Annotated in this window: 15 protein-coding genes; 11 read left to right on the top strand and 4 right to left on the bottom strand. The window is 73.0% G+C overall.

Annotated features, from left to right (window positions below):
• Nucleotides 1-65 precede the first annotated feature (65 nt).
• Nucleotides 66-866, top strand: a complete 801-nt coding sequence (locus tag AB0K18_RS32685; RefSeq protein ID WP_364922057.1) for an acyl-CoA thioesterase domain-containing protein — start codon at nucleotides 66-68, stop codon at nucleotides 864-866.
• A 202-nt stretch (nucleotides 867-1,068) separates the two neighbouring features.
• Here AB0K18_RS32685 and gndA read toward each other — a convergent pair whose 3' ends face one another.
• On the bottom strand, nucleotides 1,069-2,493 hold the full coding sequence (gene gndA, locus AB0K18_RS32680; RefSeq protein ID WP_345403296.1) for an NADP-dependent phosphogluconate dehydrogenase: 1,425 nt from the start codon (nucleotides 2,491-2,493) through the stop codon (nucleotides 1,069-1,071).
• A 62-nt stretch (nucleotides 2,494-2,555) separates the two neighbouring features.
• The gene (locus AB0K18_RS32675) at nucleotides 2,556-3,248 is read right to left on the bottom strand and encodes an HAD family hydrolase (protein ID WP_364922054.1); all 693 of its coding nucleotides are present in this window, start codon (nucleotides 3,246-3,248) and stop codon (nucleotides 2,556-2,558) included.
• Between the two features lie 23 nt (nucleotides 3,249-3,271).
• On the opposite strand from AB0K18_RS32675, the gene AB0K18_RS32670 reads away from it, so the two are divergent.
• Nucleotides 3,272-3,913, top strand: a complete 642-nt coding sequence (locus AB0K18_RS32670; RefSeq protein ID WP_364922051.1) for an SDR family oxidoreductase — start codon at nucleotides 3,272-3,274, stop codon at nucleotides 3,911-3,913.
• An 8-nt stretch (nucleotides 3,914-3,921) separates the two neighbouring features.
• On the opposite strand, the gene AB0K18_RS32665 is transcribed toward AB0K18_RS32670, so the two are convergent.
• Together AB0K18_RS32665 and AB0K18_RS32660 are read right to left on the bottom strand one after the other, a co-directional pair.
• Complete coding sequence (locus AB0K18_RS32665; RefSeq protein WP_364922048.1) at nucleotides 3,922-5,262, bottom strand: 6-phospho-beta-glucosidase; 1,341 nt, start codon at nucleotides 5,260-5,262, stop codon at nucleotides 3,922-3,924.
• Nucleotides 5,263-5,272: 10 nt separating this feature from the next.
• Nucleotides 5,273-6,031 (bottom strand): DeoR/GlpR family DNA-binding transcription regulator, encoded by a 759-nt coding sequence (locus AB0K18_RS32660; protein ID WP_345403288.1) that lies wholly within the window; start codon nucleotides 6,029-6,031, stop codon nucleotides 5,273-5,275.
• A 131-nt stretch (nucleotides 6,032-6,162) separates the two neighbouring features.
• On the opposite strand from AB0K18_RS32660, the gene AB0K18_RS32655 reads away from it, so the two are divergent.
• The 9 genes from AB0K18_RS32655 to AB0K18_RS32615 all read left to right on the top strand — a co-directional run bounded on the left by AB0K18_RS32655 (nucleotide 6,163) and on the right by AB0K18_RS32615 (nucleotide 17,880).
• Nucleotides 6,163-7,389 carry a PfkB family carbohydrate kinase gene (locus tag AB0K18_RS32655; RefSeq protein ID WP_364922044.1) on the top strand — a complete coding sequence of 409 codons (1,227 nt, stop codon included), beginning with the start codon at nucleotides 6,163-6,165 and terminating at the stop codon, nucleotides 7,387-7,389.
• 3 nt (nucleotides 7,390-7,392) lie between these two features.
• Complete coding sequence (locus AB0K18_RS32650; protein WP_364922041.1) at nucleotides 7,393-8,790, top strand: extracellular solute-binding protein; 1,398 nt, start codon at nucleotides 7,393-7,395, stop codon at nucleotides 8,788-8,790.
• On the top strand, nucleotides 8,787-9,665 hold the full coding sequence (locus tag AB0K18_RS32645) for a sugar ABC transporter permease (RefSeq protein WP_364922038.1): 879 nt from the start codon (nucleotides 8,787-8,789) through the stop codon (nucleotides 9,663-9,665). The genes AB0K18_RS32650 and AB0K18_RS32645 overlap by 4 nt, the downstream gene beginning before the upstream one ends.
• Complete coding sequence (locus tag AB0K18_RS32640; protein WP_364383660.1) at nucleotides 9,662-10,462, top strand: carbohydrate ABC transporter permease; 801 nt, start codon at nucleotides 9,662-9,664, stop codon at nucleotides 10,460-10,462. Before AB0K18_RS32645 ends, AB0K18_RS32640 begins: the two co-directional genes overlap by 4 nt.
• Nucleotides 10,463-10,477: 15 nt before the next feature.
• Complete coding sequence (locus AB0K18_RS32635) at nucleotides 10,478-13,204, top strand: sugar-binding protein (protein ID WP_364922034.1); 2,727 nt, start codon at nucleotides 10,478-10,480, stop codon at nucleotides 13,202-13,204.
• Between the two features lie 127 nt (nucleotides 13,205-13,331).
• On the top strand, nucleotides 13,332-14,258 hold the full coding sequence (locus AB0K18_RS32630) for a zinc metalloprotease (RefSeq protein WP_364922031.1): 927 nt from the start codon (nucleotides 13,332-13,334) through the stop codon (nucleotides 14,256-14,258).
• A gap of 99 nt (nucleotides 14,259-14,357) precedes the next feature.
• On the top strand, nucleotides 14,358-15,614 hold the full coding sequence (locus tag AB0K18_RS32625; RefSeq protein WP_364922028.1) for an FAD-dependent oxidoreductase: 1,257 nt from the start codon (nucleotides 14,358-14,360) through the stop codon (nucleotides 15,612-15,614).
• 102 nt (nucleotides 15,615-15,716) lie between these two features.
• Entirely contained in the window at nucleotides 15,717-16,421 is a 705-nt protein-coding gene (locus tag AB0K18_RS32620) for a DUF3152 domain-containing protein (RefSeq protein WP_364922025.1), read from the top strand.
• Nucleotides 16,422-16,758: 337 nt separating this feature from the next.
• The gene (locus tag AB0K18_RS32615; RefSeq protein ID WP_364922022.1) at nucleotides 16,759-17,880 is read left to right on the top strand and encodes an MBL fold metallo-hydrolase; all 1,122 of its coding nucleotides are present in this window, start codon (nucleotides 16,759-16,761) and stop codon (nucleotides 17,878-17,880) included.

Raw genomic sequence — 17,880 nt, 5'->3', positions numbered from 1 at the left:
CTGCTCTAGAATCTCATTCTGTGTCGTCAGAGTCAGCGTTTTTCACGCTTAAGCGGGACGAGTTCGTGCCCGCTCCGCACGCCCGTGGCCCCTGGTCCCCCGACATGCTGCACGGCCGCCTGCTCGGTGGCCTCGCCGCCCGCGCGCTCGAACAGCACCACGCCCAGCCCGGGCTGCGTTTCGCCCGACTGACCGTCGATCTGTTCCGCAACAGCCCGATGTTGCCGGTCACCGTGGAGACGTCCCTGATCAGGGACGGCCGCAGGATCCGCGTGGCGGACGCGACGATCTCCACCGTCCAGGGCGTCATCGCGCGGGCGAGCGCGGTGCTCCTGCGGGAGGGCGAGCAGCCCGACGGCGAGCGCTCGCTCGTCACGCCCGCCTGGGACGAGCCGCCGCCCTCGGGCCCGCCCGCCGAGGCGGGCGGACCCTGGACGCCGCCGTTCGACCTGTGGCGGGTGACGCCATGGGGCGCCCCCGGGCCGGGCCGGGTGTGGCTGCGCGAGAAGTTTCCGCTGGTGGACGACGAGCCGCTGACCCCGATCGTACGAGCCGCGCTGGCCGCCGACTTCGCCAGCCCGATCAGCAACGCCCAGGCCGACGGCCTGCGGTTCATCAACGCCGACTACACGCTGACGCTGGCCAGGCCGCCGGAGGGCGAGATCGTCGGCATGGAGGGCACCGGCCACCTCAGCGCCGACGGCGTCGCGACCGGCCAGGTGACCGTGCACGACACCGCGGGGCCGATCGGCTTCTGCGTGGTGACGGCCCTCGCCAACGGCTCCGCCATGGCGGCACAGGCCGCCCGCACCCGCACCACGGAGAGCACAAGGCCAGGAGCGCCGCCACGGCCCACCCAGGCATAGCACCAGGAACGCCGCCACGGCCCAGCCAGGCATAGCGCCAGGAACGCCGCCACGGCCCACCCAGGCATAGCGCCAGGAGCGTCGCAGAAAAGGCGCGGCGCCGGCGGCACGACACCGCCCCCGGCCTGCGCACCTGGCTCAAGCCAGGAAGAAAGGCCCTGGAGGCCGGCTTCAGTGCGGACCGGACGCGCGGGTCGGAGGGCTACGCCGGACGTTCCGTGCGGTCGCCGGACCAGTCGGTGTGGAAGGTGCCCTCCTTGTCCACCCGGTGGTAGGTGTGCGCGCCGAAGAAGTCGCGCAGTCCCTGCACCAGCGCCGCCGGGAGGCGGTCGCGGCGCAGCCCGTCGTAGTAGGCCAGGGCCGAGGAGAAGCCGGGCGTCGGCACGCCGATCTGCACGGCCGTGGTGACGACGCGCCGCCACGACTCCTGCGCCGCCTCCAGCGCCCCGGCGAACGTCGGGTCGGCCAGCAGCGTCGGCAGGTTCGGGTTCGCGTCGTACGCCGCCCTGATCCGGTCGAGGAACTTGGCCCTGATGATGCAGCCGCCCCGCCAGATGGTGGCCATGGCGCCGAGGTCGAGGTCCCAGCCGTACTCCTTGGAGGCCGCGGCCATCTGGTCGAAGCCCTGGGCGTAGGCGACGATCTTGGAGGCGTACAGGGCCTGGCGGACGTCCTCGATCAGCTCGCGCCCGCCGACGCCGGACAGGTTCGGCCCGTGCAGCGACCTGGCCGCGGCGCGCTGCTCGGGGTGGCCGGACAGGGCGCGGGCGAACGTCGCCTCCGCGATGCCCGTCACCGGCACGCCGAGGTCGAGCGCGCTCTGCACGGTCCAGCGGCCGGTGCCCTTCTGCTCGGCCTGGTCGACCACGACGTCCACGAACGGCTTGCCGGTCTCGGCGTCGACCTGGTCGAGCACCTCGGCGGTGATCTCGATCAGGTAGGAGTCGAGGTCGCCCCTGTTCCACTCCCTGAACACCTCGGCCAGCTCGGCCGGGGTGGCGCCCAGTGCCTGGCGCAGCAGGTCGTAGGACTCGGCGATGAGCTGCATGTCAGAGTATTCGATGCCGTTGTGCACCATCTTGACGAAGTGCCCGGCGCCGTCGGGGCCGACGTGCACCGAACACGGCACGCCGTCCACCTTGGCCGAGATGTCCTGCAGGATCGGGCCGAGCGCCTCCCACGACTCCTTCGACCCGCCCGGCATGATGCTCGGGCCGAGCAGCGCGCCCTCCTCGCCGCCGGAGATGCCGGTGCCGACGAAGTGCAGGCCGCGCTCGCGCAGCGCGGCCTCGCGGCGGCGGGTGTCCTCGAAGTGGGCGTTGCCGCCGTCGACGATCATGTCGCCCGGCTCCATCAGCTCGGCGAGCTGTTCGATCACCGCGTCGGTGCCGGCGCCCGCCTTCACCATGATGATCGCGCGCCGTGGCCGCTTCAGCGAGGCCACGAAATCGGCCATCTGCTCCGACGGCACGAACGTGCCCTCGGAGCCGAACTCCTTCACCAGCTGCTCGGTGCGGCTGTGGGACCGGTTGTGCACGGCCACGGTGTAGCCGTGCCTGGCCAGGTTCCTCGCCAGGTTGCGCCCCATGGTCGCCAGGCCGGTGACGCCGATGTCTGCCAAGTCCATTAGTCAGCTCCTCTGTGGGGAATACGCATGCTCCAGCTCGGAGGTTCGCGGGGATATTCCCATCAGTCACTCTGGCGTACGCCGAGCTCGTCGAGCCGGTCCAGCATGTCCGCCGGGTCGGCGTACACCCGGAAAGCCCCCGCGCGCTCCAGCTCGTCCCTGCCATACCCGCCGGACAGCACCCCGATGCCCAGCGCGCCGGCCCGGCGGGCGGCGAGCAGGTCCCAGACGCTGTCGCCCACCACCATGGCATGCGCGGGCTCGACGCGGGCCAGCGCCGCACCGGCGAGGAACAGGTCGGGGTCGGGCTTTGCGCGCCGCACCAGGTCACGGGTGACCATCGGCGTGTTCTCCGGCAGACCGAGCAGACCGAGCGCGAGCCGCGCCGTACGGGCGTAGCCGCTGGTGCAGATGGCCCACGGCACGCCCCGCGCGCTCAGCTCGGCCAGCAGCTCCGCCGAGCCGGGCAGCGGCCTGACGGAGTGGGCCTGCTGCTCGTACGCCTCGGCGTGGTGGGTCTGCAGCTCGTCGATCTGCTCCTTGGTCAGCCGGAGCCCGGTCTCGCGCAGCAGCGCGCTGACGAACAACCCGCCGCTCATGCCGATGCGGCGGTGGATCCGCCACACCGACAGGTCGATGCCCATGCCGGACAGCGCCTGCCGCCAGGCCACCACGTGCTGGTAGACGCTGTCGATCAGGGTGCCGTCGAGGTCGAAGAGGAACGCCGGCGTGGGCGCCTGCGGGAAGTCACGCATGCGTCCATGACACCATGGCCGACATGCGGATCATCATCGCGGGTGGACACGGGAAGATCGCGTTGCGGCTGGCGGAGCGGCTGAAGTCGGGGGCCGTCGGGCTGGTGCGCAACCCGGCGCACGTCGCCGACGTCGAGGCGACCGGCGCGCAGGCCGTCGTGTGCGACCTGGAGCGGGCGAGCGCCGACGAGGTCACCCGGATCGTGGAGGGGGCCGACGCCGTGGTGTTCGCGGCGGGGGCGGGCCCCGGCAGTGGCGCGGCGCGCAAGGACACCGTGGACCGGGCCGCCTCCGTGCTGCTCGCCGACGCGGCCGAGCGGGCCGGGGTGCGGCGGTTCATCCAGATCTCCAGCATGGGGGCGGGTAAGCCGCCCGCGCCTGGGCGTGACGAGGTGTGGGCCGCGTACATCACGGCCAAGACGGAGGCGGAGGAGGACCTGCGCCGCCGCGACCTCGACTGGACGATCCTGCGGCCCGGCCGCCTCACCGACGAGCCCGGCACGGGCCTGGTCCGGCTGGAGCCCGAGGTGCCGCCCGGCGCGGTGCCGCGCGACGACGTGGCCGCCGTCATCGTCGCCCTGCTGGCCAACCCGGGCACCGCCCGCCAGACCCTCGAACTCGTCTCGGGTGACACCCCGATCATCGACTTCGTCGCGACGGAATGAGACAGCGGTCAGCCGGGGAAGACGGCGGCGAGTTCGGGGATGCGGGCGCGGTAGCCGTCGAGCAGGCGGTGCGCGGTCGGTACGGAGTCGACCAGCGGATGCAGGGCGAACGCCGCCACCGCGAGGCGTGACGATCCCGTCATGGCGGCCTCGATGGCGGTCTGCTCCACCTCCTTGACCTGCTGCATCAGCCCGAGGAACCGCCCGGGCAGCGGCCGGGTGGCGAGCGGCCGGACGCCGGAGCCGTCGACCGCGCAGGGGATCTCGACGACGGCGTCATCGGGCAGCCCGGGCACGGCGGCGCCGTTGCGCACGTTGAGGATCATGGTGGCGGGCTCGCCCCTGGCGATGGCGGCCATGAGGGCGAGCGCGATGCCCTCGTAACCACCGGCCTCCAGGTCCTCGGCGGAGCGCTCGCCGGCGTCGGTGGCCTCGCGCGCCTCCGCCATGTACGACTCGTCCCGCTCCTTGCGGGCCCGCCGCCAGGCGTCGAACGCGTCGCCGGGCCGCTCGCGCACGGCGGCGTAGAAGCGGCCCTGCTGCTCCAGCAGCGCCTCTCCCCTGGTGGTCCCGGCGCCGGCGGCGACGGCCTGCCGCGCGAAGTAGTAGTAGTACAGGTATTCGTTGGGCAGCGCGCCCAGCACCCGGACCCAGTCGGCGCCGAGCAGCCTGGCCTCCTCGACCTGGTGCAGCGCGGCGTCGTCGGCCAGCAGCGAGGGCAGCACGTCGCGGCCGTCGTGCACGAGGCCGCGCAGCCAGCCGAGGTGGTTGAGCCCCACGTAGTCGGGCGAGACGCGGGCGGGGTCGAGCCCGAGCGCGGCGGCGGCCCGCCTGATGAGCCCGATGGGCGAGTCGCAGATGCCGATGACGCGGTCGCCGAGCACGCTGCGCATGGCCTCGGTGATCATGCCGGCGGGGTTGGTGAAGTTGATGACCCAGGCGCGGGGCGCGCGGGCGGCGACGCGTTCGGCCACGCGGACGGCGACGGGCACGGTGCGCAGCCCGTACGCGATGCCGCCTGGCCCGGTGGTCTCCTGGCCGACGAGCCCCAGCTCCAGCGCCACCCGCTCGTCGGCGGTGCGCCCGGCCAGGCCGCCCACGCGGATGGCGGAGAAGACGAAGCCGGCTCCGGTGAGCGCGTCGTCGAGGTCGGTGGTGACGCGCACCACGGGCGGGTCGTCGTGGCCCGCGGCCATGCCGCGCAGCACGTGGGAGATGGCCTCGAGCCGTTCGGGCGAGACGTCGTAGAGCACCACCTCCTCCACCCGGGGTTTGGCGGTGTCGCGCAGGAGCGCGCCGTAGACGAGGGGGACGCGGAAGCCCCCGCCGCCGAGTACGGCCAGTCTCATCCTCAGCCTCTCACGTGAGCAGCACTTCGGCGCCGGCGGCGGCGCAGGCGCGCAGCGTCGCCTCGTCGGCGCCTTCGTTCGTGACCAGCACGTCGACGTCCTCGGGACCGCACACGCGCAGCGCGCCGGTGCCGGGGAACTTGTGCCGGTCGGCCAGCAGCACCACCTGCCCGGCCGCGGCGATCATGGCCCGTTTCAGCGGCACCTCGGCGAGCGTGGTGTCGACGAGCTGCCCGTCGGGGCGTACACCGCTGGCTCCGAGGAACACCCGGTCGGCGACGACCTGGGCGAGCGCCGCCTCGGTCAGCACGCCGACGAGCGAGTGGTAAGGCCGCCGCACCATGCCGCCGAGCAGCAGCAGCTCCACGGCGGAGTCGGTGCGCAGCGCGTCGAGCACGGCCAGGCTGGAGGTCACCACGGTGACGCGGCGGCCGCGCAGCCTGCGGGCCAGCCGCATGGTGGTGGTGCCGATGTCGAGCAGGACGACGTCGCCGTCGCCGACCAGCTCGGCCGCGCGGGCGGCCACGGCCTCCTTGTCCTGCTCGTCGGTGGCCGCGACCTCGGAGAACGGCCGGTCGGCGTCGGCGTCTACAGTGGCCAGGGCGCCGCCCCTGACGCGCCGCAGGGTGCCGTCGCGGTCGAGCACCTCGAGGTCCCTGCGGATGGTGGACGGGCTCACACCGAGCTGACTGGCGAGATCACGCACGCTCGTGGCGCCCGAGCTGCGGACGCGGCGCATGATCTCGGCATGCCGGAGGCGCTGGAGCACGGCCGGAGTCTAACATTCAAATTCGCGCACGAGTAAGCAACTTGCGCCAAACAATTGCGCAAGCACTTGCAGAGCGCGAGCAAACGTGCAAGATTGCGCAGAACCTGGTGTGTCGAGGAGGACTTATTCCCGTGTCTGTCCAGGCGTACGACCCTCTCGCCGGCGAGCGGACCCCCGAAGGCCCGCAGTTCGATGTCTTCCTGGCCGGCACCGTCTTCCTCGACATCATCTTCACCGGCCTGCCCGCCATGCCGGCCGCCGGCACGGAGATCTGGGCCGAGGGCATGGGCTCCTGCCCCGGCGGCATCGCCAACCTGGCCATCGCGACGAGCCGGCTCGGGCTGCGCACGTCACTGGCGGCGGCGTTCGGCGACGACGACTACGGCGACTTCTGCTGGCGCACGCTGGAGGAGCAGGAGTCGGTCGACCTGTCGCGCTCGCGGCGTTTCGAGCACTGGCACTCGCCGGTGACGGTGTCGATGGCGGTGCACCGCGACCGCAGCATGGTGACCCACGGCCATCCCTCGCCGATGCCGGCCAACGAGATGATCGGCAAGCCGCCGCGCTCGCGCGCGGTGATCGCCACGCTCTCCCCCGACGAACCGCTCGGCTCGCCCGACGCCGCCTGCAACTGGGCCGATCTGGCCTCCCGCGAGGGCGCGCTGATCTTCGCCGACGTGGGCTGGGACCCGTCGGGCGCGTGGTCGCGCTCGCTGCTCGACCAGCTCGAGTTCTGCCACGCGTTCATGCCGAACGCGACCGAGGCGATGGCCTACACCGGCACCGAGACCCCGCGCGACGCCCTCTACGTGCTCGCCGACAAGGTGCCGCTGGCCGTGGTGACCGACGGCGCCAACGGGGCGATGGCGATCGACTCCTCGACGGGTGAGGAGGCGTTCGTGCCGGCGCCCCGGGTGACGGCGCTCGACCCGACGGGCGCGGGCGACGTGTTCGGCGCCGCGCTCGTGCTGGGCACGCTGTGCCGCTGGCCGCTGAACGACCGGCTGGCGTTCTCGGGGCTGTGCGCGGGGCTCGCGGTGCAGCAGTTCGGCGGCTCGCTGGCGGCGCCGGGCTGGGGCGACATCGCCGACTGGTGGCACGAGGTGCGCGAGACGGCCCCGTACGGCGGCGCGTACGGCAGCTCGCTGGCCCGCCGCTACGCCTTCCTCGACCGGCTGGTGCCCACCGACCCGGTGGGCGCGGTGCGCCGGGCTGCTGCGACCATCGCCAGGTACGCCGACGTGGGCATGACACCCGGCATGGCACCCCCCGCTTCCGGGCAGCGGCCGGAAGCGCCGCAATCCCCGCCCGAGGATGACGCCCCGGACACTCCTCGCGCACCTGTTCATAAGGAGTAACGCATGACCGCCCCGACGCGACGACCGCGCGGCCCGAGAGCATTCGCCCTGCTCGCCGCCGGCGCCCTGACCCTCACCGGGGTCCTGACCGGGTGCGCGCCCGGCTCCTCCGCCCCGCCCTCCTCCCCCTCGGCCCAGCCGTCCGCCTCGGCGGTGCGCACCGATGCCGCCTCGCTCGGCGAGGTCACGCTGACCGTGTGGGACCAGGAGGTCCGCGGCGGCCAGGCGGCCCAGATGGAGCAGCTCAACAAGGCGTTCCAGGCGAAATACCCCAACATCAAGCTCAACCGGGTCTCCCGCTCGTTCGACGACCTCAACACCACGCTGCGCCTGGCGCTGAGCGGCAACGAGCCGCCCGACGTGGTGGAGGCCAACAACGGCCGCTCGTCGATGGGCGCGTTCGTCAAGGCGGGGCAGCTGCTGCCGCTCGACGCGTACGCCGAGGCGTACGGGTGGAAGCAGCGCTACCCGGAGTCGGTGCTGAAGTACTCGCGCTACAGCGCCGACGGCAAGGTGTTCGGCGAGGGCAACCTGTACGGCCTGCCGCAGGTCGGCGAGGTCGTCGGCATCTTCTACAACAAGGCCAAGCTCGACAAGCTGGGCGTCGAGCCGCCGGCGACGTGGGCCGACTTCGAGTCGGCGCTGGCCGCGGCGAAGGCGGGCGGCGAGGTGCCGCTGCAGTTCGGCAACCTCGACAAGTGGCCCGCCGTGCACGTGTTCGGCACCGTGCAGGGCCGCGAGGTGCCGAAGGACCAGATCGGCACGCTGGCGTTCGGCAAGAAGGGCGCGTCCTGGACCTCGCCGGAGAACGTCAAGGCCGCCGAGCACCTGGTGAGCTGGGTGGACAAGGGCTACTTCGCCAAGGGCTTCAACGGGCAGGGCTACGACGCGTCCTGGCAGGCGTTCGGCAAGGGCCAGGGCGTGTTCCTGATCGCCGGCACCTGGCTGCTCGCCGACCTGGACAAGGCGCTCGGCTCCGACCTGGGCTTCATGCTGCCGCCCGGCGCGGCGGCGGACGCGGCCCCGGTGGCGACGGGCGGCACGGGGCTGCCCTTCGCGGTGACCGCGAAGAGCCCGCACCCCGACGCGGCGGCGGCGTACATCGACTTCATCACCAACGCCGACGCCATGAAGGTGCTCACCGAGACCGGTAACCTGCCGGTCGCCGACACCTCCGCGCAGAGCGTGAAGGAGGGGCCGCAGAAGGACGTCTTCACCGCGTTCGGCACGGCCACCGAGAAGGACGGGCTGGTGCCGTACCTCGACTACGCCACCCCCACCTTCGCCGACACGCTGGGCGCGGCGCTGCAGGACCTGCTCGCGAAGAAGGCCACGCCGCAGGAGTTCCTGCAGACGCTGGAGAAGGACTACACGGCGTTCACCGAGAGCAACGGAGGATGACCAGTCCGCCCGGAGAGCCCCGCCGCGTCGCCTACCTTTACATCCTGCCCGCCTTCGCGGTCTATGCGGCGTTCCTGCTCTGGCCGATCGGGCGGGCCGTGCAGTTCTCCCTCTACGACTGGGACGGGCTGAGCGTCGGCACGTGGGCGGGGCCGGACAACTACCTCGCGATCGTGGCCGACGAGGGGCTGCGCGGGGCGTTCGGGCACGCGCTGGTGCTCATCGTCTTCTACTCGGTGTTCCCGCTGGTCATCGGGCTGGCGCTGGCCGCGATCCTCAACCACGCCAAGGTGCGCGGGCTCGCTTTCTTCCGCACGGTGGTGTTCCTGCCGCAGGTCATCGCGATGGTCGTGGTGGCGGTGGCCTGGCGGCGGGTGTACGCCCCCGACGGCTCGCTCAACTCCCTGCTGAGCGCGCTCGGGCTGGACGGGCTGACCCGCGGCTGGCTGGGCGACTACACCTTCGCGCTGCCGGCCGTCGGCGTGGTGGGCACCTGGTTCGAGACGGGCCTGGTGACGGTGCTGCTGCTGGCCGGGATGAGCCGGGTGCCCGCCGACCTGTACGAGGCGGCCCGCCTCGACGGCGCGGGCGCGGTGCGCGAGTTCTTCTCCGTCACGCTGCCGTCGGTGCGCGCGGAGATCGCGGTCGCACTGACGCTGACGATGATCGCCGCGCTGCGCACGTTCGACCTGGTGTACGTCACCACCCGCGGCGGCCCAGGCGAGTCCACCTCGGTGCCGTCGTACGAGGTCTACCACCGGGCCTTCGGCCTGGGCCAGGTCGGGTCGGCGGCGGCCATCGGGGTCACGCTGACCGTGCTGATCTTCATCGTGTCGTTCGGCGTGAACCGGTTCGCGGACAGGAGGCTGACGTGATCTCGCGCGGTGAACGGGTGGCGAACTACGTCATCCTGTCGGTGTTCGCCGCGTTCGCGCTCTACCCGATCGTGGTGATCCTGTCGGCCGCGCTCGGCCCCGCCGACAGCGGCGACACCTCCGGCCTGGCGAACTTCGCGGCGGCCTGGGACATCGGCCACTTCGGCTCGTACCTGCGCACCAGCCTCGCGGTGTCGGCGTTCACGGTGGTGGTGAGCGTGGTCCTGTCGATCATGAGCGGCTACGCCTTCGGCACCATGCGCTTCCGCGGCAGGACGGCGCTGTTCTACCTGTTCATGCTGGGCATCATGATGCCGAGCGAGGCGGTGGCGGTGCCGCTCTACTTCGACCTGCGCTCGCTGGGGCTCATCGACACGTTCTGGTCGATCACGCTGCCGCAGGTCGCGATGTCGGTGGCGTTCGGGACGTTCTGGATGCGGGCCTACTTCCTGGCCTCCAACCGGGCGATCGTCGAGGCCGCGCGCATCGACGGGGCGTCGAGCTGGCGGGTGCTGTGGCAGGTGCTGCTGCCGCCCGCCAGGCCCGCGATCGTCACGCTGACGCTGCTGGTGTTCATGTGGACGTGGAACGAGTTCCTCATCCCGCTGATCATGGTGACCAGCGAGTCGCTGCGTACGGCGCCGCTCGGGCTGGCCTTCTTCCAGGGGCAGTACACCTCCGGCTTCACGCTGCTCGCGGCCGGGTCGGTCATCGTCGCGACGCCCGTCGTCATCTTCTACCTGTTCCTCCAGCGCCACTTCGTCCGCGGGCTGCTTCAGGGGGCGGTCCGCGAGTAACCCCCCGGAGGTTCGATGCCCATCAACGTATCCGCCGCGCGGCGGAGCGCGGCTCCGCTGGCCGCCGCCGCGCTCGTCCTCGGTCTTCTTCCCGCCCTGCCGGCGAGTGCCCTGCCGGCAAGCGCGCTGCCGGCGAGCGCCGCGCCGGCTCCCGTCGATCTCGACGCGCTGTTCGTCGGCGCGCATCCCGACGACGAGTCGGGCACGCTGTCCACGCTCGGCCAGTGGAACGAGGACCACGGCGTGCGCGCCGGCGTGGTGACCGTGACCAGGGGCGAGGGCGGCGGCAACGCCGTCGGCCCCGAGGAGGGGCCCGCGCTCGGCCTGCTGCGCGAGTCGGAGGAGCGCGCGGCCGTCGGCAAGGCGGGCGTGCGCGAGGTGTTCAACCTCGACGACGTCGACTTCTACTACACGGTGAGCGCGCCGCTGACCGACCAGGTGTGGGGCGGCGACACGCTGGAGAAGGTGGTCAGGGTCGTCCGCCAGACCCGGCCGGAGATCATCCTCACCATGGATCCAGCTCCGACGCCGGGCAACCACGGCAACCACCAGGAGGCGGCCAGGCTGGCGATCGCGGCGTTCTACGCGGCGGCCGACCCGAAGGCGTTCCCCGACCAGATCAAGAAGGAGGGGCTGCGGCCGTTCGCACCCGCGCGGCTGTTCACCAGCGGGGCGCGCGGCACCGGGCAGGCCGGGCCGTCGTGCTCCTCGACGTACAAGCCGAACAATCCCGCGCAGAACGTGTTCGGCGTCTGGAGCGGGCGCACCTCGCCCAGCAGGGGCAGGACGTGGGCCGCCGTCGAGCGTGAGGCGCAGCGTACGTACGCCTCGCAGGGCTGGGCCGGCTTCCCCGACGTGCCGTCCGACCCCGCGCAGCTCGGCTGCGACTTCTTCACCCAGGTGGACGCGCGGGTGCCGTTCCCCGAGCCGGGCAGCCCGGCCGCCGCCGCGCCCACCAACATCCTCGACGGCGCGCTGACCAGGGCCGAGGGCGGCGTGCCGCTCGGCACGCGGTTCGCCCTGCGCACGGGTGAGTTCGACGTGCGGCCGGGGGCGGCGTTCACGGTGGAGGCCGAGGTGAGCGCGCCGCCGAAGGAGGAGCTCGGCCGCTCCAAGGTGGCGCTGCGGGTGCCCGACGGCTGGCAGGTGAGCGGCTCCGGCGACCTCGGCAGGCTGCGGGCCGGACGCTCCGGCAAGGCCGCGTTCAAGGTGACGCCTCCCGCGCAGGCCGCGCCAGGCCGGGTGCGCCTGGCCGCCGCCCTCACCACCGAGCGCGGCGGCGGCTACACCGACCGGCAGGTCGAGGTGAGCCCGCCGGTACGCGCGGCGCAGCAACCGCTCCCCCAGGTCGCCCAGTACGAGAAGTGGACGGCCGAGGTGGGCGTGCCGCAGCTCGGCGGCATCGTCCCGTCCGTGCTCACGCTCCCGTCCGGCGGCGGCCGCGAGGTGGGCGTGGTCGTCACCAACGTGAGCGGGGAGACGCGCTCCGGCACCGTACGGCTCGACCTGCCCGACGGGTTCACCGCCGAGCAGACCGAGGCGCCCTTCGAGGATCTCGCCGCGGGCGAGTCGACGACGGTGCCGTTCAAGGTGACCAACTCCGACCCGTCGCTGAAGACGTCCAACGAGGGCGGCGACTACGCGTACACGATCACCACGACCATCGACGGCGGCGGCTCCACCACTGCCAGGCCCGCGCTCGAACTCGTGCCCGCCACCACGGTGCCGCAGGCCGAGACCGCGCCGGCGGTGGACGGCGCCGAGGGCGACGGCGAGTACACCGGCGACCCGATCGACATCTCCCGCCTGTGGGAGGGCAGCGCGTGCACGTCGGCGGCCGACTGCTCTGGCACGGCCCGGGTCGCCTGGCACGGCGACACGCTCTACCTGCTGGTGCACGTGAAGGACGACGTGCTCGGCACCCCGCTCGCCGCCTCCGACTGCAAGCGGCACTGGCGTACCGACGCGGTGGAGGTCACCCTCGACCCGCGCGGCACGTCCGAGAACACCTCCACCACCTTCAAGACCGCGGTCCTGCCGGTCACCGCCGAGGGGCCGCCGTGCTTCCTGCGCGACGCCGACAACCGCCAGGGCCCCGGTGAGGAGACCGCGCCCGGCATGAAGGTGGCGTCCACGACGGGCGACGGCGAGTACACGGTGGAGCTGTCCATCCCGATGGAGGTGCTGCCGGGCGCGGTCGATCCCGGGCACCTGGGGCTGAACATCCTCGTGTACGACTCCGACACCCAGGACAAGACCGGCCAGACCCGGATCGGCTGGTCCACGTGGGGTGGGGTGCAGGGTGACCCGTACCGGTGGGGCGTGGCCACGCTGCCCGGCTACCAGCCGCCCGCTGACCGGCCCACGACGCCGCCGGACCCGGTGATCCCCGACACGGCGCTGTCCTCCCTGGACTCGCCGCAGACGCTGGAGCAGGCGGTGCGCGTGCACGTGCCGCCCGCGGGCGCGCCGGCCGCCTCCCCGGCCGCGCGGGTGCTGACCGCCTCTGCCGGGCGCGACGCCGTACGGGTGCGGCTGCAGGCCGGCGGGCCCGGCAAGGCGCACCTGTTCGTCCGTGACGCCGAGGGCACGGCCGGCAGCAAGGTCGTGACCGTCTCCCGCAAGGGCGTCACCACCGTCACCGTGCCGGTGACCCGCGCCCCGGGCAAGGGCGCGAACGTCCTGGCCGGATGGGAGGACCGCGGCGGCGGCACGGCCGCCTCGTCGGTCACGGTGCGCTGAGCGCAAGGGGGACGAAAGGCTCCTGTCATCACTCAGAGTGATTGTTCGACTACATTCTGGGTAGATGTGCAGGAGCCAACCGTCCCCCCGCGCGGCTCTGCGCCGCGCGCACCGAAAGGGAACCCCCGTGCCCGACACCGACCGTTGCGCCACCATGCCCGTCCATCGCCGCCTGCTCGCCTCCTCGCCCCGCTACGCGCTGGCGCTGGCCGCGATCGAGAACGAGACGTTCGCCAGGAAGACCGCCAGGGCCGCCGGCCGGGACGAGGTCGTCACCATCCCCGTGGTGGTGCACGTCGTCCACCGCACCCCCGAGCAGGACATCGGCCAGGAGCAGATCGACAGCCAGCTCAAGGTGCTGAACGCCGACTTCCGCAAGGCCAACCCCGACGTGAGCAAGGTGCCGCAGGTGTGGCGCAACGTCGTGGCCGACGCCCGGCTGGAGTTCCGGCTGGCCTCGACCGGGCCCGACGGCGAGCCCACCTCCGGCGTCGTCCGCGTCTCCACCGACACCGCCGGGTTCAGCACCGACGACAGGGTCAAGTTCAGCGCGCAGGGCGGCTCCGACGCCTGGCCCGCCGACCGCTACCTGAATGTCTGGGTGTGCGAGCTGACCGACGCGCTCGGGTACGCCGCCTTCCCCGGCGGGCCGCCCGAGCTCGACGGGGTGGTCATCCGGCACAGCGCGTTCGGCACCACCGGGACGGCGGCCGCCCCGTACGACGGGGGCAGGACCGCCACCCACGAGGTCGGCCACTGGCTGAACCTGCGCCACATCTGGGGCGACGACGGCGACGGCTGCTCGGGCAGCGACTTCGTCGACGACACCCCCAACCAGGCGGGCCCCAACCGCGGCTCCCCCTCCTTCCCGGCCGTGAGCTGCGGCAACGCGCCGAACGGCGACATGTTCATGAACTACATGGACTACGTCGAGGACGCCGCCATGTACATGTTCACCCTCGGCCAGGCCGAGCGCATGGACGCAGCCCTGGCCGGCCCCCGCTCATCGTTCCTGACGCCACAACTGCGGCAGAGCATGCGCGCCCCCGTATAGACCCCGGCGTGGTCCCCGGCGTGGTCCCCAGCCTGGACACCGGCCTGGACACCGGCCCGGTCATCGGCCCTGCTCACCCCGGCTGCGAACATGGGGAGCATGCGTGTTGTGGTGATCGGAAGCGGCATCGTGGGGGCCGGTGCGGCCTACCACCTGAGCCGCAGGGGCGCGGCCGTGACCGTCGTGGACGGCGGCTACCCGGGCGAGGCGACGCAGGCGGGGGCCGGCATCGTCTGCCCGTGGGTGGACCACCCCGAGGACGACGACTGGTACCGCCTGACCCGCGAGGGCGCCCGCCACTACCCCGGCCTGGTGGAGGAGCTCGGTGAGGACATCGGCTACGCCAAGGTGGGCGCGCTGCTGGTGGCCGAGGACCCGGTGGACCTGGAGCCGGTGCGGGCGCTGCTGCGCCGCCGCTACGCCGGTGCCCCCGAGATGGGCGAGGTCGTGGACGTGGCGACCCCCGCCGAGCTGTTCCCGCCGCTGTCCGACACGCTGAGCGCGCTGCTGGTGCCGGGCGCGGCCCGGGTGGACGGCCGTTCGGTGCGCGACGCCCTGCTCGGGGCGGCGGTGGCGAGAGGCGCCGAAGTCCGTACGGGCACCGCCACCCTCACGCAGGACGGCCACGTCCTCCTCCATCCCGCCGGCCACCCGGAGACCTCGGCGTCCACCCCTCCCCCGCCCGCCCCCGCCCTCTCCGGAACGACCCCCGCCGGGACCGGCTCCTCCGCAGCGGCCCCGGCCGGGGAGGCGTCGTGGCGGCAGGCGGCGCCGCTGCACCCTGGAGCGACGGCGATGCCCGGCATCCAGCAAGAACCCATGGGTGAGGGGCTGCCGCTCGAGGCGGACGCGGTGATCGTGGCGGCCGGGGCGTGGACGGGTGAGGTGTGCCGGCCGCTGGGCGTCGAACTGCCGGTCTTCCCCCGCCGGGGCCAGATCCTGCACGCCACGCTGGAGGGCGTGGACACCGCGTGGTGGCCGATCATCCTGCCCCGCCTGGGGCCGTACCTGCTGGGCTTCCCCGACTCGCGGGTGGTGGTCGGCGCGACCGTCGAGGACGTCGGGTTCGCGCCGCGCGTGACCGTGGGCGGGCTCGACGAGGTGATCGAGGCGGGGCTGCGGGTGGCGCCGGGGCTGGCCAGCGCGACGGTCTCGGAGACGCGGGTCGGCCTGCGCCCGGTCTACGCTCCGGGCTCCGCCCTCATCGGGCCGGTGACGGATCGCGTGGTGGTGGCGACGGGGCTCAGCGCGTACGGGCTGACGGCGGGCCCGTTCACCGGCGAGCTCGCCGCCGCGCTGGCACTCGGGGAGCGGCCGCCCATCGACCTCACCCCGTACCGGCCGCCCACCGGCTGAATTCGGGCACCGAGCGCGATAAGCCACCCTGGCCGTCAAGTGCGACAAGCGGCAACGTAAGATCGGATACCTCCCCACCGGTGACGTCGTGGGGAGGCCGCCTTGCCGCTGCTCGCACTGCTCCTGCTGCTGCTCGTGGCACTGACCGGCTGCGCGGATCCGGAGGCCACCGCGCCCCCCTCCCCCTCGATCACACCTCCGCCCCCGCCTGCCCCCAAGCCGCTGGCGCCCCGCCACCGCGAGGACGCGCCCGAGCAGGAGGAGGTACGGGTCCCGGACGCCGCCTCGGGCCGCTACGCGATCGTCCCAGGCTCGGCCCCCGCCAGGCCCGGCCGTGGCGCGGCGGTGCGGTACCTGGTGGAGGTGGAGCGCGGACTGCCGTTCGAGCCGCGCGCGTTCGCCGCCGAGGTGCACAGGACGCTCAACGACGTACGCGGCTGGGCCCGCTTCCGCCGTGTGGACCACGGCCCCGTACGGGTGCGCGTCGCGCTGTCCAGCCCGCGCACGACCGTCCGCCAGTGCCTGCCGCTGCGCACCGGCGGCGAACTGTCCTGCTGGAACGGCCGCCGCTCGGTCATCAACGCCCTGCGCTGGGCGAAGGGCGTCCCGCAGTACGACGGCGACCTGGTGTCGTACCGGCACTACCTGATCAACCACGAGGTCGGCCACGCCCTCGGGCACGACCACCGCCACTGTCCATCCCCCGGCCGCCTGGCCCCCGTCATGGTCCAGCAGTCGAAGTCCCTCGGCCGCTGCCGTCCGAACCCGTGGCCCCACCCTCACCGAGGCCGCGACCAACGCCGCTGACGCGCACGAGACCCACACGGACCTACACGGACCCGCACGGACCCACACGGACCCACGCGGACCCACGCGGACCCACGCGGTGGGGGTGGCCTTCCGGGGGTCCGGGGCGACCGATAGGTTTCCTTCAACCGGACGAGGTCGCCGCTTCGGTGACGGGGCCCGGCATCGCCGCGCACGCCGCCCCACGCGGGCGCGCCCGGCGGTGGCCGGATCCGGTCAACGCCGGGCGAGCGATCACGCCCGTCTGACCTATCGCGATATATCGTAGAAGTGGAACACCGGGGAGTCCCGTTCGCACCGATCGGGACGTGAAAGATCTTCCAGGGGAGTGTGAGCGATGGCAGGGATGCGGACGGCACGGCGGATCCTCGCGGGCGGCGCGGTCCTGGCCGCGGCTGGTTGGGCGCTGCGCGAGGTTCCCGCCGAGCTGGGCATGCGGCCGCTGCGGTCGGGGCCCGACCGGGTGGCGCGGATCAGGCGCTCGGCGCAGTTCAGGGACGGCGCGTTCGTCAACCCGATGCCCGAGGCGGCGACCGTGCCGTCAGGACCGCCCGTCAGCATGCTCGGCGAGTTCGCCCAGGACCGCGAGCAGCGGCACCCGGCAGGTCCCATCCCGCTGCGCGTCCCGCCGGCCGACGCGCCGCCCGCCGGCGGCGTGCGCGCGGTCTGGTACGGCCACGCCTCCACGCTGGTGGAGATCGAGGGCAGGCGGGTGCTGTTCGACCCGGTGTGGAGCCGCCGGGTCTCCCCCACGCGGTTCGTCGGCCCCAAGCGGCACCACCCGGTGCCGGTGGAGCTGAACGAGCTGCCCGAGGTGGACGCGATCGCCATCTCCCACGACCACTACGACCACCTCGACATGGCGACCGTGCTCAGGCTCAACAGGACGCAGAAGGCGCCGTTCATCGTGCCGCTGGGCATCGGGGCGCACCTGGAGCGGTGGGGCGTGGCGGCGTACCGGATCATCGAGCTGGACTGGGACGAGGAGGCCGAGGTGGCGGGGCTGCGCTTCGTCGCCACGGCGGCCCGCCACTTCTCCGGCCGCACCCTGAGCCGCAACGACACGCTGTGGGGCTCCTGGGTGGTGGCCGGGCCCACCAAGCGGGTGTTCTACGCGGGTGACTCCGGCTACTTCGAGGGCTACCGGGGCATCGGGAGCAAGCACGGCCCGTTCGACCTGACGCTGATGCCGGTCGGCGCCTACAGCCCGGCCTGGCCGGACATCCACATGAACCCGGAAGAGGCCGTCAACGCCCACCTCGACCTGGGCGGAAAGCTGCTGCTGCCGGTGCACTGGGCCACGTTCACGCTCGCCCTGCACCCCTGGGCGGAGCCGGTGGACCGGCTGTGGCGCGAGGCCAAGGCCCGCGACGTCCGCATCGCGGTCCCGCGTCCCGGCGAGGCCGTGGACGCCTCCGCCGCCCCCACGGTCGAGGGCTGGTGGGAGATGCTCACCTGA

It is taken from the genome of Nonomuraea sp. NPDC049421, assembly GCF_040677005.1.
In the GTDB taxonomy this organism is placed as follows: Bacteria; Actinomycetota; Actinomycetes; order Streptosporangiales; family Streptosporangiaceae; genus Nonomuraea; species Nonomuraea salmonea.
This window is presented reverse-complemented; position numbering and strand designations above follow the sequence as displayed.

Excerpts from the sequence above, each read along its gene's own strand:
- AB0K18_RS32670 (WP_364922051.1), top strand. The coding sequence starts at position 3,272 with ATGCGGATCATCATCGCGGGTGGACACGGGAAGATCGCGTTGCGGCTG.
- AB0K18_RS32645 (WP_364922038.1), top strand. The coding sequence starts at position 8,787 with ATGACCAGTCCGCCCGGAGAGCCCCGCCGCGTCGCCTACCTTTACATC.
- AB0K18_RS32665 (WP_364922048.1), bottom strand. The coding sequence starts at position 5,262 with ATGAGACTGGCCGTACTCGGCGGCGGGGGCTTCCGCGTCCCCCTCGTC.
- AB0K18_RS32650 (WP_364922041.1), top strand. The coding sequence starts at position 7,393 with ATGACCGCCCCGACGCGACGACCGCGCGGCCCGAGAGCATTCGCCCTG.
- gndA (WP_345403296.1), bottom strand. The coding sequence starts at position 2,493 with ATGGACTTGGCAGACATCGGCGTCACCGGCCTGGCGACCATGGGGCGC.
- AB0K18_RS32615 (WP_364922022.1), top strand. The coding sequence starts at position 16,759 with ATGGCAGGGATGCGGACGGCACGGCGGATCCTCGCGGGCGGCGCGGTC.
- AB0K18_RS32635 (WP_364922034.1), top strand. The coding sequence starts at position 10,478 with ATGCCCATCAACGTATCCGCCGCGCGGCGGAGCGCGGCTCCGCTGGCC.
- AB0K18_RS32675 (WP_364922054.1), bottom strand. The coding sequence starts at position 3,248 with ATGCGTGACTTCCCGCAGGCGCCCACGCCGGCGTTCCTCTTCGACCTC.
- AB0K18_RS32625 (WP_364922028.1), top strand. The coding sequence starts at position 14,358 with ATGCGTGTTGTGGTGATCGGAAGCGGCATCGTGGGGGCCGGTGCGGCC.